The sequence below is a fragment of the Sinorhizobium sp. FG01 genome (assembly GCF_002531875.1).
Taxonomy (GTDB): domain Bacteria; phylum Pseudomonadota; class Alphaproteobacteria; order Rhizobiales; family Rhizobiaceae; genus Sinorhizobium; species Sinorhizobium fredii_C.
Genome location: NZ_NWTB01000010.1, coordinates 70244 through 90847, shown reverse-complemented (window position 1 = coordinate 90847; position 20604 = coordinate 70244). Strand labels below are relative to the sequence as shown.

Below are 20604 nucleotides of genomic sequence, written 5' to 3'. Positions count from 1 at the left end.
GTGCGGCACTGCCGGCGCAAGTTTGGCTCCAAGGGAGTGAGGAAATGGCAAGCATCGAAGCGAACGAAGTGCTGATCGACTGCCAATCGGTCTGGAAGATTTTCGGCGACAAGGCACACGCCGCGATAGAAGCCGTTGCGAAGCGCGGCTTGTCGAAAAAACAGATCCTGCAGGAGTACAACTGCGTCGTCGGCGTTTCGGACGCCAGCCTTCAGATTCGCCGCGGCGAAATCTTCTGCATCATGGGATTGTCGGGCAGCGGCAAGTCCACCTTGATTCGGCTTCTGAACAGGCTGATTGCGCCGAGCCTCGGCAAGGTACTCGTGAAGGGCAAGGATCTCTCCATGCTCGATGCGGCTCAACTCCGGCAGATGCGGGCCCAGAACATCGGCATGGTGTTCCAGAGCGTGGCGCTGCTTCCGCATCGAACGGTGCTCGAGAATGCTGCCTTCGGTCTCGAAGTGCAGGGCGTCCCGAAAGCCGAGCGCAACCGGACTGCCAAGGCCGCGCTGGAGAAAGTCGGCCTTGGCGATTGGCTCAATCGTTTTCCGGCAGAGCTGTCGGGCGGCATGCAGCAGCGCGTCGGGCTGGCGCGCGCCATCGCCTCGGATCCGGAAATCATTCTCATGGACGAGCCGTTCAGCGCCCTTGATCCGCTCATCCGCCGGCAGCTGCAGGACGAATTCCGGCAGCTCACCAAGGAGCTCGGAAAATCGGCGGTGTTCATTACCCATGACCTCGACGAGGCGATCCGCATCGGCGACCGGATCGCGATCATGAAGGACGGCGTCATCATCCAGGTGGGTACGGCAGAGGACATCGTTCTCAACCCCGCCGATCAATATGTCGCCGACTTCGTGGCCGGAATTTCACGTCTCCACCTGATCAAGGCGCATTCGGTGATGGTCCCCGTGGCCGAATACCAGAAGCGGCATCCACTGAACGACGTCGGTGCGCTCGTCAAAACGAGGCCCGAGGCAGACATCGACGAGCTCATCGAGCTGACGATGCAGTCCGACCGGGATGCGATCGCGGTCATCGACAAAGGCAGCGTCGTCGGTGTGGTGACAGCCCGGAGCCTGCTGGCCGGCGTCAAGGGCACGCCCGCGGGCGAGCACGCGGCAGCTGCTTAGAGGAGCGGTTGGAAATGGACAGTTCAGGTTTCGCGGACACGTTCGATACGTGGACGGACTCGGCGCTCGAGTGGCTGAGCGACAATGGCGAGTTCCTCTTCGATTTCGTGCGGTCGCTGCTCGAAGGCTTCTATGACGGCATCCTCTGGGTGCTCGAACTGCCGCCATTCTACATTATCGTCATCATTCTCGGCGCTCTTGGCTGGCGGCTGGTGAACGCCTGGTTCGGCGTCCTGGCGGGGGTCGCACTGGCGTTCTGCTCGTTCATGGGCTTGTGGCCGGAAACGATGAGCACCTTGGCTCTGGTGATTACCGCGACCTCCCTCGCGCTTCTCGTCGGGCTGCCGCTGGGCGTGGTCGCCGGCTTTCTGCCGGCGCTCGATCGTTTGCTGGAACCGGCCCTGGATCTCATCCAGACCCTGCCGCCTTACATCTATCTCCTGCCTGCGATCGCGCTTTTGGGCTACGGACCGGCGACCGCGCTCATCGCAACCTTCGTTGTCGCCATGCCTCCGGCCGTCCGATTGACATCGCTCGGCATCCGCATGACGCCGCACGAGTTCATCGAGCTGGGTCAGGCCGTCGGAATCACCAGATGGCAGATGTTCTTCAAGATCCGTCTGCCCTTTGCGCTGCCGAGTATCATGGCGGGCATCAACCAAAGCCTGATGATGGCCTTCGGCATGGTCGTGATCGCCGGCATCGTCGGTTCGGGCGGTCTTGGCGAAACGATCTATGGGGCGATCCGGACACTCGACATCGCCAAGTCGATCGATGCCGCCATCGCCATCGTCGTGCTGACCATGGTGCTCGACCGGATCACGCAGAGCGCGGCCCGCATCGGCAAGGGAGCAAAATCATGAACCCTTTCGCGTTTCAATTTTCGCCGGGAGTATATCTCGCCCCGGCGGTCGACTGGCTCAACGCAAATTTCCATCCCTTGTTCGCCTTGATCAGCGCTGTCGTCGAGGCCGTGCTTTCGGGGATCGAGGCGGCGCTCCTTGCGCTGCCATCCTATATGCTGATCGCGATCGTGGTGCTTCTCGCCTTCGTCCTCGTCAATATACGGGCGGCGATTCTCGCCGGAGCGGCACTCGGCTTCTGTCTCATCATGGGTCTCTGGGCCGCTTCGATGCAGACGATTGCCCTCGTCACCATGGCCGTGGCGATTTCCGTCCTGATCGCCTTTCCGCTCGGGATCCTCGCTTCGCGTGTGAAGGCTTTCGAGGCGGCGATCCGTCCCGTCCTCGACATCATGCAGACGGTCCCGCCTTGGGTCTATCTCATTCCGGCGGTGATGATCTTCAGCCTCGGGCGGGTACCGGCAATCATCGCGACGATCGTCTATGGCATACCGCCGATGCTGCGGCTGACGACGCTGGCGTTCAACCAGGTGCCGAAGGACCTGCTTGAACTTGGCCAGGCGATCGGGGCCTCGCCGCGCTCGATCCTCTTCAAGATCGAAATACCCGCTGCAAAGCCGACGCTGCTCGTCGGCCTCAACCAATGCATCCTCCTGTCGCTCGCCATGGTCGTGCTTGCCGGACTTGTCGGTGCAGGCGGGCTCGGTGCTGAGGTCACGCGCGGACTGACGCGAATGGAAATGGGCCTCGGCCTGCGCGCCGGCCTCGCGATCGTCGCGGTCGCGCTCCTTCTCGACAGGCTCTCTCGCGGCGCGCTTCAGCGAGGTGGCATGTCGCCAGCGGACCGATAGAACTTATCATGCGGCACAGTTTCTTCTGCATCGATTCACACACTTGCGGCAATCCGGTCCGCGTGGTCGCCGGCGGCGGGCCTCTGCTGCCGCATCTGCCGATAGCCGAGCGGCGCGAGATCTTCGTTCGCGACCATGACTGGATACGCCAGGCGCTGATGTTCGAACCGCGCGGCCACGATGTGATGTCCGGAGCCATCATTTATCCGGCCTTCAGGGACGACTGCGATTTCGCGGCGCTGTTCATCGAAGTCAGCGGTTGCCTTCCGATGTGCGGCGCCGGCACTATCGGCCTTTCGACCGTCGTGATCGAGGAAGGCCTTGTCAGGCCAAAGACTCCCGGCACCTTGTCTATCGAGACGCCGGCAGGAAGGGTGGACGTCAGGTACGAGATGGACGGCGATTTCGTCAGAAACGTGCGGCTGTTCAACGTCGCGAGCTACCTCGACAGCGCCGATGTCGAAGTCGACGTGCCGGGTGTCGGACGGCTGGTCGTGGACATTGCCTATGGCGGCAATTTCTATGCGGTCGTCGAGCCGCAGGGGAACTGGCCAGGTCTCGACGGCATGACCGCGTCCGAGATCGTCGGCGTCAGCCAGAAACTCCGCACGGCGCTTGCAGTCGTTTGCGATCCGGTGCACCCGGAGGATGACAGGATTCGCGGCGTCCACCACGCGATCTGGTGCGATCGGCCGACCAACGAAAATGCCGACGGCCGGGGTGCGGTCTTCTATGGGGATAAGGCGATCGACCGCTCGCCCGGCGGAACAGGGACCTCCGCCCGCATGGCGCAGTTGTACGGAAAAGGACGACTGAAGGTCGGTGACACCTATCGGAATGAAAGCCTGATCGGCACGGTGTTCGACGGCCAGATCGAGGCGGCAGCCAGGGTCGGGGCCTGCGAGGGCATCATGCCGAGTATCGGAGCATGGGCGCGGATCACCGGCCACAATACGATTTTCGTCGACGACCGCGATCCCTTGGCCCACGGATTTCAGATCAGGTGAACCGCAGTGCCGGGTGAGCGCCTGCAGAGGAGCCAGAGTAAAATGGGACACTCCGTGCACTCATCGGCGCCGGCGGCCGCTCCGCAGGCGCAGCGGCTGAAAATCGGATTCATCCTCTCGCGATGGTTCACGCTGTCCGCCTTTGCGCTATTCGTTGACACGCTGCGGCTTGCGAGCGATCAGCTCGACCGATCGGGCCGCGTGCTTGCGGATTGGCAGGTCCTCGGCAGCACCAGGCACCTGATCACCTCGAGCTGCGGCGTCCAGGTCGCTCCTACATCGGACTTCGTCGATCCTGGCGAGTTCGACTACATTGCCGTCGTTGGCGGCCTTCTCAGTGTCGAGCAGCCGGTCGACCATGAAACGATCCGGTTTCTGAAGCGGGCCGCTTCGAAAAGCGTTCGGTTGATAGGCCTGTGCACCGGCTCCTTCATTCTGGCAGAGGCAGGCCTGATGAAGGAACACCAGACCTGCGTGAGCTGGCTTCACTACCACGAGTTTCGCGAACGATTTCCCGATCATGACGTCCGACCGGATCGGCTGTTCAATCTCGACCGCAAGCGCGGCTCCTGTGCGGGGGGAAGCAGTGCCGCCGATCTTGCCGCCGCCCTGGTCAGGCGCCACATCAGCCGGGACGCCGAGCGCAACGCGCTCGAAGTCCTGCAGATCGAAAAGGCCCGGTCGCAGTTCGATATCCAGACGCGGCAGCCGCTGCACGACTACGTCAACGACAACCGCGTCATGGCCACGCTGATCAATATGGAACAGCATCTCGAAGGTGGCATCACTATCGAGCAGCTTGCGGCCTCGGTCGGCCTGTCGCGTCGCCAGCTCGAACGGTTGTTCTCCGAGAAGGCGGGGATGTCTCCCGCGCTTGCATTCCGACGCCTGCGACTGGACCGGGCGAGGCAGATCCTGCTGACGAGCAAGAAACCGATAATCGAGGTCGCGCTTGACGTCGGTTTCGTGAACACCTCGCATTTTACCAAGGAGTTTCGGCGGACCTACGGCCGAACGCCCGCGGAGATCAGAGATTCCGCAGCACGCGATCGGCAAGGGATCGGCGAAAGTAGCCTGCCGAGGTGAGCTCTTTGAGCTGTTATCACGTCTTCCCTTGCGCCGGATGCCCAGACGCGCGCATCAGGCGGCCTCGAGCCGACTGAACCGAACCGGGATGAGTTTCCGCGTCTTGAGTTGTCCCGCCGCATTCTTGTCGATGACCGTCAGCACCTGTTCTTCGGATCCGAGAGGAAGAACCATACGGCCCATCGGCTTGAGCTGCTCGAGCAAGGCGGGCGGCGCCTCCTCGGCCGCCGCCGTGACCAGGATCTTGTCGAATGGGGAGTGCTCGGGCCAGCCGCGAGAGCCGTCGCCGACCCGGATGCCGATGTTCGACAAGCCGAAGCCCTCAAGGAGAGCCTCGGCATGGCTTGCGAATTCCTCGATGATCTCGACGCTCCAAACCTGCCCGGCGAGTTCGGCGAGGATTGCGGTTTGGTAGCCCAGGCCGGTGCCGATCTCGAGCACCGCCTCATGCGGTTGGGGATCGAGAAGATCGGTCATAAGGGCGACCATGAAGGGCTGCGAGACGGTCTTGTCGAAGCCGATCGGCAAGGGCGTGTCCTGATAGGCAAGAGGCGCCACCGGGGCGGGCACGAAGAGATGCCGGGGCACCCGCAGCATCGCCGCCATCACCCGTTCATCGAGCACCGCCTTGCCGAGTTCCTCGCTTGCAAGATCGACATAGATTGCAATCACCTCCACCATGTGCCTGCGCAGAACGGCCAGGTGCTCTTCGTTCATAGGCTTCATGAGGACGGCCTTTCCTCAGCTCGTGGGCACTCGGGTAAGCATCTTAGCATCAAGGGGCACGGAAACACCCGTTGCCGCACTGGTCGCATTTGGCCATCGCTATATCCTCCTGTTCAGTCCGACCAACCTCGCGAGCCGCGATAGGTTCCGTCCTCGTTCCGGGTGAAGGCTCGTGTCCGGTCGTTTGGCAAGCGATCCGCAAACCACTACCGGTTGACGGACGGCGGCGCTGTGGTCGCAAGACGCCCCGCGAGGGAACGCGTGCGCACACGGAGTTTTGAGTGGACGGGCAAGGACGGTGCCATATAGATGCGTCTGACGAGGCTCGTGATGGAACGCAAACTAGCAGCAATCATTGCAGGCGACATCGTAGGCTACAGCCGGCTGATGTCCGAGGACGAGTCCTCGACCTACGCGGCCCTGCGCGCCACCTTCAGCGAACTGATCATACCGACCGTCGAGAAACATGGCGGTCGCACCTTCAAGACCACCGGTGACGGCTTTCTGGCGACCTTCCCCAGCGTCAACGAGGCGCTCGATGCGGCGATCGAGATCCAAAACGGCTTTGCCGAGCGGCCGTTCCAAATGCGGCTCGGCATCAACCTCGGTGACGTCATAGAAGACAATGGCGACATGTTCGGCGATGGCGTCAACGTCGCTTCCCGACTGGAGGCCATGGCAGCGCCGGCGAGCATATTCGTCAGCGAGGCCGTGGTCCGCAGCGCCGACCGGAGGCGCAGCAAGCTTTTCTACAGTGTCGGGCGAAGGCAGGCCAAGAACATCGCCGAGCCGCTCGCCGTCTACGCCGTTCGGCTCGAGCCGGAAGAGGCGAGCGGCCGGGGCTGGACACGGAGGTTTACGCTCCGCCGGCGTGCCGCTTTGCCTTTTGCGGTGGGGGCTGCGGCGCTCGTCGCCGTCGCCGCTTTCACTCAGGTGCCCGCATTGCGGGCGATCGGTGCGGATGTGACCGGCAGAATTGTGCGTCTGACAGGCGCCGAGCCCGCAGATGCGCGGCCGACCGTTGCGGTGCTGCCTTTCGACAACATGAGTGGCGATACCGACCAGGCCTATTTCGCCGACGGGCTGACCGAGGACATCATCGCCAACCTAGCGCGAAATCCCGACCTTCAGGTCATCGCACGCAACTCGACCTTTGCGCTGCGCGGTCAGGCGGAGGACATCCGCAGGATCGGAGAAAGGCTCGGGGCCGGCTATGTGGTGGAAGGCAGCGCCAGGCGCGCCGGCGACCAGCTTCGCGTGGTGGCACAGTTGATCGACGCGCGCAGCGGCGCCCATCTCTGGTCGCGCACCTACGACCGCCGCGTCGAGGACGTCTTTGCGCTGCAGACCGATCTGACGGCCGAGATCGTCTCGCATCTCGTGTCCTATGTGCGCGCGTCGGAAGTATCGAACGCGGCTGAACGGCCGACCGAAAATCTTCAGGCCTACGATCTCGTGCTGCAGGCGCGGGACCGCTATAAACACGGATCGAGGGATGCCGAGGCGCTGCTTGCGGCGCGTGCGCTGCTTCATCGTGCCCTCGAACTCGATCCCCGCTATGCCACAGCGCGCGCCAATCTCGGCATGACCTATATCGTCGACTTCGCACAGAACCTCAGCGGCAGGGCGACTCGGATCGACGTGGAAACGGGGCTCAGCGAGGCGCGCCAAGCCGTTCGCCTCGACCCCAATCTCGCCGTAGGCTATCAGGCCCTGAGCTTCGGCCTTTCGGTCGCCGGCGACTACGCCAGCGCCATTCAGGCCGCGGAGCGTGCGGTCGAACTCAACCCGAACGACCCGGACAGCCTGATGGCGCTGGCCAAGGCGCAGGTCCGCTTCGGGAGCTATGAGGAGGCGGTCAGCAACGCCGAGCGCGCCCGGCGGCTGCATCCGATGGCGCCCGAGTATTACACCTATGTCTACGGCCAGGCTCTCTATGCTGCCGGCCGCATCGACGAGGCCGACCAGGTCTTGCGGGAATGCCTAATCCGCGCGCCGCGCGAGGCGGATTGCCTCCTGATACATACGGCAGTCCTGACCCAGCGGGGAGACGCGCCAGGCGCGCAGCGGGCGATGGCGCAGCTGACGAACGTCAATCCTCAGTTTTCACTCGCCGAAGAGCGCGTCTATCGTCGCTTCGGCGCTTCCCCGCTCATGGATCGTTTCCTGTCGCAGCTTGCGGAAGCCAAAGCGCCAGACGCGACAAGCGGCTTGCCACAGCCTCGCTCCGGACCATTGTTGTAGGCAATCAGCCTGCGCGCCCGCGCTCGGATGCGGCGGCGGGAGCTACACGGCCGCCTATTCGGCCGCCGAGCGACGGGGCAAGACCCAGTCGGAGCGCGGGAAGTGGCAGGTGTAGCCGTTTGGGTAGCGCTCCAGATAGTCCTGGTGCTCCGGCTCCGCCTCCCAGAAATCCCCCGCCGGTTCGACTTCGGTCACCACCTTTCCCGGCCATCGGCCGGAAGCGTCGACGTCTGCGATGGTGTCCTCGGCAATGCGCTTCTGCTCGTCGTCGGCATAGTAGATCGCCGAGCGGTAGGACATGCCGATGTCGTTGCCCTGCCGGTATTTCGTGGTCGGATCGTGGATCTGGAAGAAAAACTCCAGAATCCGCCGGTAGCTGATCTTACCCGGATCGAAGATGATCTCGATGCCCTCGGCGTGGGTGCCGTGGTTGCGGTAGGTCGCATTCGGCACATCGCCGCCGGTATAGCCCACGCGGGTCTCGACGACGCCGAGGAGCTTGCGGATCAGGTCCTGCATTCCCCAGAAGCAGCCACCAGCCAATACAGCTTTCTCGGTCATTCAGATGTCCTCCACCTGGTTGAGATAGGCGCCGTAACCCGCGGCCTCCATCTCCTCGCGCGGAATGAAGCGCAGCGCGGCGGAATTGATGCAATAACGTAAGCCGCCGCGATCCTTCGGGCCGTCGGGAAAGACATGGCCGAGGTGACTGTCCCCATGCTTCGAGCGCACCTCGGTGCGGACCATGCCATAGGAATCATCCCTCAGTTCCTCGACATTCTCCTCCACGATCGGCTTGGTGAAGCTCGGCCAGCCGCAGCCGGAATCGAATTTGTCGGACGAGGCGAACAGCGGTTCGCCGGAAACGATGTCGACATAGATCCCCGGCCTTTTGTTGTCATTGTACTCCCCCGTGAAGGGCCTCTCGGTGCCGTTCTGCTGGGTCACACGATACTGCTCGGGTGTGAGATTCCTGACCGCCTCGGCAGTCTTAGCGTAGGTCATTGCCCTGTCTCCGTCATGGATCTGCTGCCTGAATATGGCGTTGGGCCGTGCAATTTCCCAGTAAGGGCATGCAGAGATTCGATAGCCACCTGGGAAATGACCATTGCCGCGGCGTAACCGATGCCGAATCCGGCGAGGATGCCGATGGCCACCAGCACGAAGAGTTCCAGCCAGACGATCGCAAGCAAGGCGCCGCGCGGCGCGCCGAAAGGCCCTCGGCCTTTCGCACGTCGGCGTCCCAGATTTCACTGATTGATTTCACTGATCGCGGCGTCCGGGTCGGCATGAGGCTGGAGTTAGCCGAACTGCTGACGCCTCGCCGTGGCGGACTGTGGCCATCCTGGCAATGGATTGAACATCGGGGTTCCACACCCTAGCTACGCAGGGCCGGGCCAACAGGGAGAGGCCGATGCGTCCGTTTTACCATCTTCTCGGCAACAACCTGATCGCCAACATCACCAACTTCACGGTCTGGTTCGCGCTGACCTTCTGGGTCTATATCGAAACGCAATCCGTGTTTGCGACCGGCATGATCGCCGGTGTCTACCTCGTGTTCACATCCGGCTTCGGCTTCTGGCTCTGCAGCATAGTCGACCACAATCCCAAGAAGCTGGCCATGCTCGGCTCGAGCGTGGTGTCGGCGGGCTTCTATGTACTGTCCCTGGCGCTGCTCTTGATGTCGCCGCAGGCGGCCTTCGCCAATCCCTATGGCGTTCACCTTTGGGTTTTCGTGCTTTTGGTGATGCTCGGCGTCATTGCCGGCAATATTCGCTCCATCGCCCTGCCGACACTGGTCACCGTGCTCATTCCCGAGGATAGGAGGGACAAGGCCAATGGTCTCGTCGGCATGGTGACCGGTATCGGCTTTCTCACCACCTCGGTGATCAGCGGCTTTCTGGTCGCTTGGGGCGGAATGGTGGCGTCGCTGGCTTTCGCCCTCGTTTTCACCTTCCTGGCTTTTGCGCACCTTGCCTTCATTCATGTCGATGAGCGGCGTTTGGGAGCCGCGCCCGGTCACCCCGCCGCACCCAAGCGCGTCGACATCGAGGAACGATTGCGGTGATTGCCGCCGTGCCGGGGCTATTCGCGCTGATCTTCTTTGCCACGTTCAACAATTTCCTGGGTGGCATTTTCATGGCGCTGCTGGATGCCTATGGCCTCTCGCTCGTATCGGTGCAGATGTGGGACTGCTGTTCGGCGTGCTCTCGACCGCTTTCATCATCAGCGGCATCGTCATATCGAAGAGCGGTTTGGGCAAGAATCCGCTGCGCACATTGCTGCTGGTCAATCTCATCACCTGGTCGGTGTGCTGCGTCTTCACGATCCAGTCCTCGGTCTGGCTGCTGGCGGGCGGTTGCTTCATCTGGATGCTGTTGGCGCCCTATGCCGAAGCGGCCGAGCAACCGTCCTGCAGAAAGTGGTGCCCTTGGAACGCCAGGGACGCGTCTTCGGCTTTGCCCAGTCGGTCGAACAGGCCGCTTCGCCGCTGACCGCCTTCCTGATCGGTCCGCTGACCCAGTTCGTGGTCATTCCGTTCATGACCGACGGGGCAGGGGCCGATACCATAGGCGGATGGTTCGGGATGGGTCCGGCGCGAGGCATCGCGTTTGGTCTTTACACTTGCGGGTGCGATCGGCGTGGTGGTGACGATTCTTGCGCTGAGATTCCCATATTACCGACGGCTATCGACAGCCTATGCGGCCGGTACGGCCGACGAGGCCGGGAATGCCGCGACAATTCATCCTTGACCAGCATCGAGAGCTGTCGACGTGCCCCTTGTCTTATCTGCCAGACGAATACTCGGATGGCCTCGCCGTTTTCGGGTGTCGAAGCGGAGCAGCATCGCGGCGAGTGATGCCCGCGCCAGAGCTGGCACGGGCCGGAAGGATTGTTTGTGACAGCTTTTTAACGGACTATCCAATGCTTGCCAGCTTTGCAGAGGGAAGCCGCACCGAGGGGGACTATGCAGGAAACGGAACTCAAGCTTGAGCTGGCCCAAGGGGGGGCATCGTTGCTTCTGAAGGAGAATCCCTTCGCCTGCACCCCCACCATTCGTCGGCAGAGGTCCGTTTATTATGATACCGACGAATGGGACCTGTCTCAGCGCGGGTTGTCGCTATGCATCCGGCAATGCGGGAATGAACGGACCCAGATCGTCAAATCCGGCGACGGCTCGGCGGCCGAAGCTCTCACGCGTGAAGAATGGTCACGGCCAATTGCCGACGACACGCCTGTTCTCGACGATCCGCAGATACAGGCCCAGCTTGCCGGGGTGGCCGAAAGGCTCGCGCCGCTGTTCGAGGTTCACGTCAAGCGGCATCGCTGGAGCATCACGGAAGGCGACGCGACGATCGACGTCGCCATGGACGTCGGAAAAGTCCTTGCAGCGGATCGCGAGGCACCGCTCTGCGAAATCGAGTTGGAAAGGAAGGCGGGTTCCCCGACGGCGTTGTTTGCCCTGACCAGAAAACTCAATCTGATCACGCCGGCTTCGATCGGGGTGCTGACCAAAGCGGATCGCGGCTACCGTCTGATTGGTCCTGCGCGTGGTGCCGTCAAGGCGAGTGTTACGCCACTCGCTGCCGATATGAATACTGCGACGGTGTTCGTGCGCATTGCGTCAGCCTGCCTCAAGCAGTTTCGCCTCAATGAAATGGTCCTGTCATGGTCTCGCGATACCGAAGCTTTGCATCAGGCGCGTGTGGCCCTGCGTCGACTGCGCTCGCTTTTCTCCATCTGTAAATCGCTTTTCACGGATAGCAGGTTCGATCATCTGCGCGATGAGCTACGCTGGCTTGCCTCGGAGCTTGGCGATGCGCGCAATATCGACGTCATGATCAAGAACACGACAGGCGAAGAGCTTTTGCGCTGTCTGCAGGAGGCCCGCAGCGACGCCTATGGCGCGGCAGGAGCCGCGCTTTCCTCCGTCCGCGCCCGCGCCCTGATGATCGACCTAGTCGAATGGATTTCGATCAGAGACTGGCGAAGCGACGAGGCCGGCCAGGCCTTGCTCGCCCAGCCGGCGAGGCAATTCGCCTCCAGGATGCTCGACAAGCTTTGGAAGAAGGTGGCGAAAGGCGGCAGCAATCTGACCGATTTGGATGATGAGACCCGCCATGAAGTGCGCATTACGGCAAAGAAACTGCGCTATGCGGCGGAGTTTTTTGGCCCCCTTTATGAAAGCAAGCAGGAAACCAAGCGCCACAAGAGGTTCATCGTCGCGATGGGGGGACTTCAGGATCACCTCGGCAGTCTGAACGATCTCGCCACCGCTCCCGACATGCTGTCGAAGCTGCAGCTTTCAGAGGTCGCGGATACAGAACCGTTCAGTGCGGACGACAAGGAAAAGCTCCTGCATGCTGCCGGTGAAGCCCACGATATATTTATCGACACGAGGCGTTTCTGGCGCTGAGGCATAGCGTTCCGAGCGACGCGAATATCCTTATCCGGGCCTGCGGCTGGAACCCCGATCGTCTCTCTTCGTTTGTGAGAGCAAGGAGGCGACGATGGGCAAGAAGAAGCGGCTTCCCAAAGAGATCGCGGGTGTGAAGATCCCCAAGGCTTGGCGCAAATCAAAGATGCTCCGCAGCTTGATGAAGACCAGCCCCGGGCGTGACCTGCTCGCCCACTCGTTGACTGCCGGCGCGGGTGCGGCGGCGGCAGTGCTGATCGGAAAGCAGCAGAAGGTGACCGCGGTCGCCAAAACCGTGACCCGAAAGGGTGCCCGATCCGCCGGGCTTTGGGCGAATGCTTTGGAGACCGCGTTTTCGGCTGCAAGGGAAGTGATCCGAGACGCCGATCCGCCGAAACGGCGCTACAAACCGGCGCCCTTGCCAGCGGACGGCGCCGATCAGGATGAGGCGTGGCGCGATGACGAAGAAAAAGGGGGCGGGCTTAAGTCCATCGAAGGGTTCCTGGTACGCCAGTACGGCGACAAGTTCACCTCGCGCGTCATCGTCGCGGCGAGCGTGCGAGCAATTTCCGTGCTGATCCGCGAACACCCGCTGATCGCGGCGCGGCTGTTGGGCGTCGGCCTGGCGCGGGCGGCACAAGTGGGTGCAGCCGACGTATATGACTATGTGAGCGGCGGCGAGCGGCAAGATGACCCCGAGCTCCCCTCGGGACTGATCGTGCCCCGACAGTCCCTGGTGCCGGAAGTCAACAGCAAGGGTAACCGGACAAGCGATGACGACTGAGCACAACTTTGCTCGTCGACGCCGGTCTAATGGACAACTGCCCGCCTTTGGGTTTTGCTCTTGGCTTTCTTCGGCTTGTGAGTCTCGGGAAATACGGAATCCTTCATGGCGTCCATCGCTGCCGAAAAGCCGCTTTGCATTGCCCGGCGCGCCAACCCGACTGCCTTCCTACCCTTCTTCGCGGTTCTGGCGTCGAAAACGTCGTCACGGTGGTCGACCAGTACCGCTGCGGCGGCTCCGGCCCCGGCGGTGATGGCCTTGGCCAGTACATCCCTGCCCACGTCGCTGCGTACCATGCTCCTCAATATCTTCGACCGACGAAGCCCCTTCGGAACCTTCACGCCTGCGATCTTCTTGGGAAGCTGCTTCTTCTTGGCCATTGTCGTACTCCTCGATGCCAGTCGGGAAACGTCGGAGGAGAAGTCCTGGTTCCTGCGGGCTTTAGCGAGTTCATGGCGCGGTCAAATCAGTCTCATAAGAAAATGCTATGCTGCCGCACCGGTTGAAGGATGGAGGATAGCATGGGGAAGCTGAACGACGAAACTGAGCGCCTGGATTGGCTCGAAGCGGAGCTCACCGATACGCTCGACGAGGACTATGAGCTGGAACTGTCCGAACCGGCCTTGACGGAGGAGATCCGCAAGATTTATCGCAAGGCGCGTCCCCCGACGATTCCGCGAGCCGATTATTTCCGCGCCCTCCTGTCCCTGCAGGCGGAACTCATCAGGCTCCAGGATTGGGTCGTCTATCACAAAGAGAAGGTCGTGGTGATTTTCGAGGGCCGCGATTCGGCCGGCAAGGGCGGCGCGATCAAGCGCATCACACAGCGGCTGAACCCGCGCGTCGTGCGGGTGGTGGCGCTTCCGGCACCGTCCGACCGCGAAAAGACGCAATGGTACTTCCAGCGATACGTTCCGCATCTGCCGGCCGGCGGCGAGATCGTGCTTTTCGACCGCTCCTGGTACAACCGCTCCGGTGTCGAGCGGGTGATGGGCTTCGCGACGGAAGGCGAGGTGGAGGAATTCTTCCGAGACGTTCCGGAATTCGAGCGAATGCTGGTGCGCTCCGGCATTCGGCTTGTGAAATACTGGTTCTCGATCACCGACGAGGAGCAGCAGTTGCGGTTCCTGATGCGCATTCATGATCCGCTGAAGCAGTGGAAGCTTTCGCCCATGGACCTGCAGTCGCGGGTGCGCTGGGAGGGCTACACCAAGGCCAAGGAAGAGACTTTTGCCCGCACCAACATCCCGGAAGCGCCATGGTACATCGTCGAGGCAAATGACAAGAAGCGGGCGCGTCTGAACTGCATCGACCACCTGCTGACGAAGATCCCGTATGAGGATGTGCCGCATGCGGATATCGCGTTGCCGGAGCGGGTCTTCAATCCCGACTACGAGCGGAAAGTACTGCCACCGGAACTGTATGTGCCGTCGAAATACTGATAGGGCAATCAAGGAAATGCCCGTCGACTTCCCCCGAGAAGCAAATCCGCAGATTGCGATGGGCGCCGCTTGCGACCACGTTGGAACGCGCGCGACGCTGCGGCCGGAGGGGCCCGGCCGTCGCCGGACAGATTGCCGCATGTCCCGGTTCGACTTTTGGAGTGACATCCGCAACGTCTATATAAGGGGGCGCAGACACGGCTGAACAGGGCGACGGAATGGAATTGCATGGCAAAGCCGCGGATTCAGCGGCCATCCGCGAACGGGCGGAGGCGGAGATGAAGGCGATAGGTATCGATGAGGCGTTCATCGGCACTTTGGTCGACACGTTCTACGCCCGTGTGCTCGCGCATCCGGTGCTTGGGCCCGTCTTCGACGCAAGGCTGTCGGGACGTTGGCCGGAGCACACGGAGAAAATGAAAAGCTTCTGGTCCGCCGTGGCCTTCCGCAATGGCGCCTATGGCGGCAAGCCGGTCCAGGCGCATCTCGGCGTCGCCAACATGTCACCGGAGCTTTTTCCAAAATGGGTGGCGCTCTTTGCTGTCACCCTTGACGACATTGCACCGAACCCGGAGGCGAAGGCCTGGTTCACGAGCACGGCAGAGCGCATCGCGCGCAGCCTGACGCTCTCGCTCTTCTACAATCCGGCGCTCGACGACCCGGCGCTCAAGCGTTCCTGACGTCGGAACCCCGCACCCCCGGCCGCCGCAGCGGTTAGCGCATCAATCGATAGTCCCCAGCCAATACCCGCTGTTGCCTGCTCCGCTTCAGCAGCGGGCAAGTGATGGCGGGAACCTACTCCTGCGCGGTCGGTTAGGTGCGAAGAGGATCGACCATTGGCGAAATTGGGTGTCCTGACATTTCACCGCTGCATCAACTACGGCTCCTTGTGGCAGACGCGATGTCTGGTCGAAGGGTTGCGATCTCGCGGCCACGAGCCGATCGTTCTCGACCACCGTTCCGATCGCGTCAGGCGGGCCGAATGGCGCTGCGCCTTGCAGCCGCTGCTGCCGGTCAGGACCTCGGCTGCCGATGGTCCGCTCTATGCGGCGAAAATCAGAAAGTTCTTGAAGGCCATTGAAGCACTTCCGCTCAGCCGAGCCTTTGCGCTGGATGATCCGGCGGGCAGCGAGAGCTGCGACCTTGTCATCGTCGGCAGCGACGAGGTCTGGAACCTGCGTCACCCCTGGTATGGTGGATGCCGATTGTTCTACGGCGATCAACTCGCCACGCGGCGGCTCGTTTCCTATGCCGCTACATTCGGGAACCATCCGGCTGCAAACGGGCTCGAGAGCTTCTGGGCGGAGGGGCTGCGGAAGTTCGAAAGCATTTCCGTGCGCGATGGGAATTCCAAGACGATCATCGAGAACGCGGTCGGCTGCGAGGCGACGCTCGTCCTCGATCCGTGCCTCCAATTTCCCGAGGCAATTGCTTCCGACGAGGCAGTTTACGGAATGGCAATGCCGCGCCCCTACGCTGCCATTTATGGCCATTCCTTTCCGGACTGGTTCAAGGACCCGGTTCGACGCTGGGCGCGATCACGCGCGATCAAGCTTGTCAGCGTCGGCTATCGCAACGATTGGGCCGATGAACAGTGGATCGACGCCGGGCCACATGATTTCGCCGGCTTCATTGCCGGTGCTGCGGCGGTGGTGACGAATTTCTTTCACGGCTGCGTCTTCTCCCTGATCAATTCCAAGGCTTTTGCCTGCGTGATGTCGGACTACCGCTGGAACAAGATCCACGACCTGACCGCACTCTTGGGCGCAGAACGCCACGTCATTTGGCAAGGAGCGGGCGAGCGGGACTATGGAGCGGCTCTTGACGAAGCACCGGATCCAGCCACCGCAGCCCGGCTCGCCGAGCATCGCCTCCGCTCACAGGCATATCTGGATTATGTCCTCAACTGATCCGCCGAAACTTCCGCCTGACCATCCCAGGCTCACGCCGCGGCGGATCGGAAAGTCTGGCCTGTGCATCGGGTGTGGAGCCTGCGTGGCGCGCTCAAGCGCCAGCGATGTGACCATGCGCCTCGACCGCTATGGCCACTTCAAGCCGAAAATTTCCGGTCTGTCGGCGGATAACAATCCACCAGACTTCGCCGCCCTCTGTCCCTTCTCTCCAGATGCCCGGAACGAGGACGAAATCGCCTGCGAGCGGTTCCCATCGGCCAAACACCGGGATCCGCTGATCGGGCGCTTCCAGGCAGCCTTTGTCGGTCACGTGCGCGAGGCGAGCTTTCGGGCGGACGGCAGCTCCGGCGGCTTGGCAAGCTGGACGGCCGCCGAGCTTCTGGCGAGGAAGTTGGTCGACGGGATCGCTCATGTGGTGCCGCGCTCCGACGGCGAGGACGATCGCCAACCGCTCTTCCGCTACCGGATCTCGCGAACGGTGGAAGACGTGCGCGATGGCGCCAAGTCGCGTTACTATCCCGTGGAGATGTCCGCGATCGTCGACGAGATCAGGCGCCGGCCCGGACGCTATGCGGTGCTCGGCATCCCGTGCTTCGTCAAGGCCGTGCATCTCCTTTCTCGGCAGGATCCGGTCCTGAGCGAGCGCATCACCTTCACGCTCGGCCTTTTTTGCGGACACATGAAAAGCGCTCGTTTCGTCGAAAGCTTCGCCTGGCAGATGCAGGCGAGGATGGGAGACGTTGCGGGTGTCGATTTCCGGCTGAAGGATGTCCGCCGGCCGGCGAACTGGTACACCGCTCAGTTGCGGCTCAGGGACGGAGGGACCAGGAGCAAGGACTGGTGGCATCTCGTCGACGGCGACTGGGGGGCTGGATATTTTCAGAATTCCGCCTGCAACTTCTGCGACGACGTGGTCGCCGAGACGGCGGACATTTCATTCGGCGACGCCTGGGTCGAACCCTACTCGTCCGACGGACGGGGCACGAATGTCGTTGTGGTTCGCTCTCCATTGCTGCATCGGCTCATCGCCGATGCCGCCGACGAAGGAAGGCTGGCTCTCGACGAGGTCGACGCCGATTTCGTTGTGCGAACCCAAGCGGCGGGATTCAGACAGCGACGCGAGGGGCTTGGCTTTCGCCTGAGCTGGCCGCGATACGGAATAAGGCCGAACAAGCGCGTGGCGCCGAAATGGAGCGGGCTGCCGGCCCGACGCATGCTGGTCTACTGGCTGCGCAGTTCGATCAGCGCCCACAGCCATCGCATCTTCCTGCTGGCAAGGGCACTCCACCTGCCAATCATCTATACCCGTTGGGCTTCGACGATGCTCGCCCTTTATCAGGGCGTCACCTATTCGCGCGGCTGGGTCGGGAAACTCGTCGATCGCATCGGCGGTCGCGGTGAGAGCTGAGGCTGATCGAGGACACCTACCGGCGACGGGTGAGGAGCATAGCGCTCGGTCATCTCGGCGCAGAATTCGGCAAATTCCTCCGGCACGATCGGCGCGCTCGTATGGTGCGGGGCAAGGCCCCGGTGTTCCGGCGTGAAGCAATAGGTGACGGTCACGTCGAAATCCTCGAGCGCCTCCATCTGCCGATCGAACCATGCCAGCGCATCCGGCCGGAATCGGTCGGCCCAGGAGAGGCCGGTGCGCAGGCAGGTGATCCCGAGGCGCTTCATCCATTCTACGGCGTCCTCAAGCCGCGGGTCCTCGAAATGGAACCATTGCACCAGCCCGATGTCCGGCGTGTGCCGGGCAAATTCCTCGAGCGCCAGCTTCGGCGTGCCGTCTTCGCGCAGAAGTCCCATGTAGAAATGCCGGTAATAGGAAGACCCCTCCGCCTCCTTGTGCCGGGTCGTGGCCGGCCAGGCGCTCGGCAGATCGTAGAGGCTGTACCACTGAATTCGTTCGACCTTGCCCTTCAGCAATTCGGCGGTTCTTTTCAGTCCCCATAGCTGCACCTCCTCGGCACCGAAACTCGAGACGCCGACCTCGCTTACCCAGATCGGCAGATCGGTGACGTTCTGCAGTTCCGCGATCTTCTGCGGCCATTCGTCAATTTGCCAGAGGTTCCAGTCGAGCGGAAAGCCATGGGCGGCCACCGCATCGACGTGATCGAGCACGCCATAGGTATCCATGAGAGCCAGGAAGCCCGGGTCGATCGGCGAGATGCCGCCGAGCACCCTTGTCAGATTGGGGTTCACGCCATGAATGGCGTCCGCGGCGAGCTTCGCCATATGCGCAAAGCGGCTCCAATCGGGGTCGATCTCCGGATCCCAATGGGACTTGTTGTTCGGCTCGTTCCAGATCATTGCGGCTTCGATCATCAATTCCTCCGAACTGCCGGAGACCGGCTGGTTGATTGCGCTGTTCGAGGTCTTCGGCGCTCACGACCCGTTTTCGTTCAACGTGACGATCTTCGCCCCCCAGTCGCCCGCGACCAGGGTCGAGATGGAGGCGGGAGCGATCTCGAAACGGGACCAGGCGTCCGCCGAAAGGCCGAGGACATGGCAGACCAAGGCCTTGATGACGTCCGCATGGCTGACAAGGACGATTTTACCGTCGTCCCCATGCCGTCCGAGTGTTTCGACGAGCGAGATCACTCGCGACTGGACCTCCAGCATCGTCTCTCCGCCCGGCGCGCGGGCAAGGCTCCTTTTGGAATTCCAATGACGCCAATGCGGGTCCCCGTTCAGCACTTCGAACGTCTTGCCGGACCAGGTGCCGAAATCCACTTCGTCAAGCGCATCGGCCGTTTCGACTTCCGGAATGTCCGAGGCAGCGGCGATCGCCGCGGCCGTTTCCTGGGTTCGCTTACGCGGGCTGGCATAGATCGCACCGATATTCTCGCCGGCAAGCCGCGTTGCCAGACGCTCGGCCTGTTCACGGCCGGCCGGGCCGAGCGGAACGTCTGCCGTGCGCCCAGCGAGGAAATTTCCGATCTTGTCGTGGGCGGCGTGCCGCACCAGCAGGAACGTGGTCGTCACTCGACCGCTCCCCGGAGTGCGTCCGTTTCGCCTGCGATGAATTCCTCAAGGCGTATGCGCGCCTCGGCATCGGTGAATTGCCGCGGCGGCGATTTCATGAAGTAGCTCGAGGGTGCGATAAGCGGACCCCCGACGCCGCGGTCCATGCCGAGCTTGGCGCAGCGAACCGCATCGATGACCACGCCGGCCGAGTTCGGCGAGTCCCAGACCTCCAGCTTCAGCTCGACATTCAGCGGGACGCTGCCGAATGTGGTGCCCTCAACACGGATATAGGCGAACTTCCGGTCGGCGAGCCAAGGCACATGGTCGCTGGGGCCGACATGGATGTCTCCGGGAGCAAGGGGCATGTCCATCTGGCTAATGACCGATTGGGTCTTCGAGATCTTCTTCGATTCCAGCCGCTCCCGTTCGAGCATGTTGAGAAAGTCGGTATTGCCGCCGAAATTGAGCTGATACGTCCGGTCGATCCTGACGCCTCGGTCGCGGAAGAGATTGGCGAGCAGCCGGTGCACGATGGTGGCGCCGACCTGGCTCTTGATGTCGTCGCCGATCAGCGGCAGGCCCCGCTCGGCGAACTTTCTTTGCCAGGATCGGTCGGAGGCGATGAAGACGGGAATGCAGTTGACGAAACCGCAGCCGGCGGCGAGCGCCTGCTCCGCGTACCATCGCGTCGCCACTTCCGAGCCGACCGGGAGGTAGGAGACCAGCACGTCCGTATCGCTTCTTCGCAGGACTTCGGCGACATCGACGGCCGGAGCCTCCGATTCGGGGATTTCCTCGCGCAGATACCGGCCGATCCCGTCGAGCGTTCTGCCGCGCTCCACTGTGACCCCGGTCGAAGCGACCTCTGCGAAACGGAACGTGTTGTTCGGAGGGGCATAGATCGCCTCGGAGAGATCGCGGCCGACCTTCGAAGCGGCAACGTCGAAGGCGGCGGACACTTCGATATCGCTGATGTGATAGCCGCCGAGATTGACATGCATCAGCCCCGGCACCGGCTCGTCTTCCTTGGCGTCACGGTAGAAAGTAATTCCCTGGACGAGGGAAGATGCGCAATTGCCGATTCCGACCAGCCCGATTCGAATGGATTTCGATCGCATCGCCGCACTCCCGCAAGGCATCTACAATGCTCGCCAAACCCACGCACGCCGGA

The 20604-nt window shown here is 62.3% G+C and carries 22 protein-coding genes; 14 read left to right on the top strand and 8 right to left on the bottom strand.

Annotation, left to right across the window (positions count from 1 at the left end):
• Positions 1-44: 44 nt before the first annotated feature.
• From CO656_RS18000 to CO656_RS17980, 5 genes are read left to right on the top strand one after another with little or no spacing between them, the layout of a single operon-like run.
• Positions 45-1133: a glycine betaine/L-proline ABC transporter ATP-binding protein gene (locus CO656_RS18000; RefSeq protein WP_097526624.1), complete on the top strand. Its 1089-nt coding sequence runs from the start codon at positions 45-47 to the stop codon at positions 1131-1133.
• A gap of 14 nt (positions 1134-1147) precedes the next feature.
• The gene (locus tag CO656_RS17995; protein WP_097526623.1) at positions 1148-1996 is read left to right on the top strand and encodes an ABC transporter permease subunit; all 849 of its coding nucleotides are present in this window, start codon (positions 1148-1150) and stop codon (positions 1994-1996) included.
• Positions 1993-2847, top strand: a complete 855-nt coding sequence (locus CO656_RS17990; protein WP_097526622.1) for an ABC transporter permease subunit — start codon at positions 1993-1995, stop codon at positions 2845-2847. The genes CO656_RS17995 and CO656_RS17990 overlap by 4 nt, the downstream gene beginning before the upstream one ends.
• Positions 2848-2855: 8 nt before the next feature.
• Positions 2856-3854: a 4-hydroxyproline epimerase gene (locus tag CO656_RS17985; protein ID WP_097526621.1), complete on the top strand. Its 999-nt coding sequence runs from the start codon at positions 2856-2858 to the stop codon at positions 3852-3854.
• A gap of 42 nt (positions 3855-3896) precedes the next feature.
• On the top strand, positions 3897-4940 hold the full coding sequence (locus CO656_RS17980) for a GlxA family transcriptional regulator (RefSeq protein WP_097526620.1): 1044 nt from the start codon (positions 3897-3899) through the stop codon (positions 4938-4940).
• A 54-nt stretch (positions 4941-4994) separates the two neighbouring features.
• Here CO656_RS17980 and CO656_RS17975 read toward each other — a convergent pair whose 3' ends face one another.
• Entirely contained in the window at positions 4995-5666 is a 672-nt protein-coding gene (locus CO656_RS17975) for a protein-L-isoaspartate(D-aspartate) O-methyltransferase (RefSeq protein ID WP_097526619.1), read from the bottom strand.
• Between the two features lie 330 nt (positions 5667-5996).
• On the opposite strand from CO656_RS17975, the gene CO656_RS17970 reads away from it, so the two are divergent.
• Positions 5997-7910: an adenylate/guanylate cyclase domain-containing protein gene (locus tag CO656_RS17970; RefSeq protein ID WP_097526715.1), complete on the top strand. Its 1914-nt coding sequence runs from the start codon at positions 5997-5999 to the stop codon at positions 7908-7910.
• Between the two features lie 54 nt (positions 7911-7964).
• On the opposite strand, the gene msrA is transcribed toward CO656_RS17970, so the two are convergent.
• From msrA to CO656_RS17955, 3 genes are read right to left on the bottom strand one after another with little or no spacing between them, the layout of a single operon-like run.
• Positions 7965-8471, bottom strand: coding sequence for a peptide-methionine (S)-S-oxide reductase MsrA (gene msrA, locus CO656_RS17965; RefSeq protein WP_097526618.1), 507 nt, complete (start codon positions 8469-8471; stop codon positions 7965-7967).
• Positions 8472-8915, bottom strand: coding sequence for a peptide-methionine (R)-S-oxide reductase MsrB (gene msrB / locus CO656_RS17960; RefSeq protein WP_037419961.1), 444 nt, complete (start codon positions 8913-8915; stop codon positions 8472-8474).
• A complete protein-coding gene (locus CO656_RS17955; protein ID WP_234819790.1) occupies positions 8912-9103 on the bottom strand; it encodes a hypothetical protein in 192 nt (63 codons plus the stop codon). Before CO656_RS17955 ends, msrB begins: the two co-directional genes overlap by 4 nt.
• Positions 9104-9324: 221 nt before the next feature.
• On the opposite strand from CO656_RS17955, the gene CO656_RS30510 reads away from it, so the two are divergent.
• From CO656_RS30510 to CO656_RS30255, 4 genes are all read left to right on the top strand, one after another.
• The gene (locus tag CO656_RS30510) at positions 9325-9978 is read left to right on the top strand and encodes an MFS transporter (RefSeq protein WP_202862289.1); all 654 of its coding nucleotides are present in this window, start codon (positions 9325-9327) and stop codon (positions 9976-9978) included.
• Between the two features lie 118 nt (positions 9979-10096).
• Positions 10097-10405 carry a hypothetical protein gene (locus CO656_RS30505; RefSeq protein ID WP_202859977.1) on the top strand — a complete coding sequence of 103 codons (309 nt, stop codon included), beginning with the start codon at positions 10097-10099 and terminating at the stop codon, positions 10403-10405.
• Between the two features lie 473 nt (positions 10406-10878).
• Positions 10879-12327: an inorganic triphosphatase gene (locus tag CO656_RS17945; RefSeq protein WP_097526617.1), complete on the top strand. Its 1449-nt coding sequence runs from the start codon at positions 10879-10881 to the stop codon at positions 12325-12327.
• Between the two features lie 94 nt (positions 12328-12421).
• Positions 12422-13111, top strand: a complete 690-nt coding sequence (locus CO656_RS30255) for a hypothetical protein (RefSeq protein ID WP_176536627.1) — start codon at positions 12422-12424, stop codon at positions 13109-13111.
• Between the two features lie 26 nt (positions 13112-13137).
• Here the strand turns inward: CO656_RS30255 and CO656_RS17935 are convergent, their stop codons facing one another.
• The gene (locus CO656_RS17935; protein ID WP_037388718.1) at positions 13138-13491 is read right to left on the bottom strand and encodes a hypothetical protein; all 354 of its coding nucleotides are present in this window, start codon (positions 13489-13491) and stop codon (positions 13138-13140) included.
• A 141-nt stretch (positions 13492-13632) separates the two neighbouring features.
• Between CO656_RS17935 and ppk2 the strand changes: the two genes are divergently transcribed.
• The 4 genes from ppk2 (at position 13633) to CO656_RS17915 (ending at position 17874) form a co-directional block, all read left to right on the top strand.
• Positions 13633-14553: a polyphosphate kinase 2 gene (ppk2, locus tag CO656_RS17930; protein WP_037419955.1), complete on the top strand. Its 921-nt coding sequence runs from the start codon at positions 13633-13635 to the stop codon at positions 14551-14553.
• Positions 14554-14771: 218 nt separating this feature from the next.
• The gene (locus tag CO656_RS17925; RefSeq protein WP_097526616.1) at positions 14772-15233 is read left to right on the top strand and encodes a truncated hemoglobin; all 462 of its coding nucleotides are present in this window, start codon (positions 14772-14774) and stop codon (positions 15231-15233) included.
• Between the two features lie 156 nt (positions 15234-15389).
• Entirely contained in the window at positions 15390-16463 is a 1074-nt protein-coding gene (locus CO656_RS17920; RefSeq protein WP_097526615.1) for a polysaccharide pyruvyl transferase family protein, read from the top strand.
• Positions 16450-17874: a Coenzyme F420 hydrogenase/dehydrogenase, beta subunit C-terminal domain gene (locus CO656_RS17915; protein WP_179864785.1), complete on the top strand. Its 1425-nt coding sequence runs from the start codon at positions 16450-16452 to the stop codon at positions 17872-17874. The genes CO656_RS17920 and CO656_RS17915 overlap by 14 nt, the downstream gene beginning before the upstream one ends.
• Here the strand turns inward: CO656_RS17915 and CO656_RS17910 are convergent.
• The 3 genes from CO656_RS17910 to CO656_RS17900 are packed head-to-tail and all read right to left on the bottom strand — an operon-like array spanning position 17814 to position 20551.
• Positions 17814-18791, bottom strand: a complete 978-nt coding sequence (locus CO656_RS17910) for a beta-xylosidase (RefSeq protein ID WP_037419944.1) — start codon at positions 18789-18791, stop codon at positions 17814-17816. The two genes, CO656_RS17915 and CO656_RS17910, sit on opposite strands and share 61 nt — an antisense overlap.
• Before the next feature lie 60 nt (positions 18792-18851).
• Positions 18852-19451: a histidine phosphatase family protein gene (locus tag CO656_RS17905; protein ID WP_037419941.1), complete on the bottom strand. Its 600-nt coding sequence runs from the start codon at positions 19449-19451 to the stop codon at positions 18852-18854.
• Positions 19448-20551 carry an inositol-3-phosphate synthase gene (locus CO656_RS17900; RefSeq protein ID WP_097526614.1) on the bottom strand — a complete coding sequence of 368 codons (1104 nt, stop codon included), beginning with the start codon at positions 20549-20551 and terminating at the stop codon, positions 19448-19450. Before CO656_RS17900 ends, CO656_RS17905 begins: the two co-directional genes overlap by 4 nt.
• Between the last annotated feature and the right edge of the window lie 53 nt (positions 20552-20604).

Bases quoted from the DNA above. Each gene is read 5' to 3' on its own strand.
- CO656_RS17915 (WP_179864785.1), top strand. From the start codon at position 16,450: ATGTCCTCAACTGATCCGCCGAAACTTCCGCCTGACCATCCCAGGCTC.
- msrB (WP_037419961.1), bottom strand. From the start codon at position 8,915: ATGACCTACGCTAAGACTGCCGAGGCGGTCAGGAATCTCACACCCGAG.
- CO656_RS17980 (WP_097526620.1), top strand. From the start codon at position 3,897: ATGGGACACTCCGTGCACTCATCGGCGCCGGCGGCCGCTCCGCAGGCG.
- CO656_RS17910 (WP_037419944.1), bottom strand. From the start codon at position 18,791: ATGATCGAAGCCGCAATGATCTGGAACGAGCCGAACAACAAGTCCCAT.
- CO656_RS17970 (WP_097526715.1), top strand. From the start codon at position 5,997: ATGGAACGCAAACTAGCAGCAATCATTGCAGGCGACATCGTAGGCTAC.
- CO656_RS17975 (WP_097526619.1), bottom strand. From the start codon at position 5,666: ATGAAGCCTATGAACGAAGAGCACCTGGCCGTTCTGCGCAGGCACATG.
- CO656_RS17995 (WP_097526623.1), top strand. From the start codon at position 1,148: ATGGACAGTTCAGGTTTCGCGGACACGTTCGATACGTGGACGGACTCG.
- CO656_RS30510 (WP_202862289.1), top strand. From the start codon at position 9,325: ATGCGTCCGTTTTACCATCTTCTCGGCAACAACCTGATCGCCAACATC.
- CO656_RS17990 (WP_097526622.1), top strand. From the start codon at position 1,993: ATGAACCCTTTCGCGTTTCAATTTTCGCCGGGAGTATATCTCGCCCCG.
- ppk2 (WP_037419955.1), top strand. From the start codon at position 13,633: ATGGGGAAGCTGAACGACGAAACTGAGCGCCTGGATTGGCTCGAAGCG.
- CO656_RS17935 (WP_037388718.1), bottom strand. From the start codon at position 13,491: ATGGCCAAGAAGAAGCAGCTTCCCAAGAAGATCGCAGGCGTGAAGGTT.
- CO656_RS17925 (WP_097526616.1), top strand. From the start codon at position 14,772: ATGGAATTGCATGGCAAAGCCGCGGATTCAGCGGCCATCCGCGAACGG.
- CO656_RS30255 (WP_176536627.1), top strand. From the start codon at position 12,422: ATGGGCAAGAAGAAGCGGCTTCCCAAAGAGATCGCGGGTGTGAAGATC.
- CO656_RS17900 (WP_097526614.1), bottom strand. From the start codon at position 20,551: ATGCGATCGAAATCCATTCGAATCGGGCTGGTCGGAATCGGCAATTGC.
- CO656_RS18000 (WP_097526624.1), top strand. From the start codon at position 45: ATGGCAAGCATCGAAGCGAACGAAGTGCTGATCGACTGCCAATCGGTC.
- CO656_RS17945 (WP_097526617.1), top strand. From the start codon at position 10,879: ATGCAGGAAACGGAACTCAAGCTTGAGCTGGCCCAAGGGGGGGCATCG.
- msrA (WP_097526618.1), bottom strand. From the start codon at position 8,471: ATGACCGAGAAAGCTGTATTGGCTGGTGGCTGCTTCTGGGGAATGCAG.
- CO656_RS17985 (WP_097526621.1), top strand. From the start codon at position 2,856: ATGCGGCACAGTTTCTTCTGCATCGATTCACACACTTGCGGCAATCCG.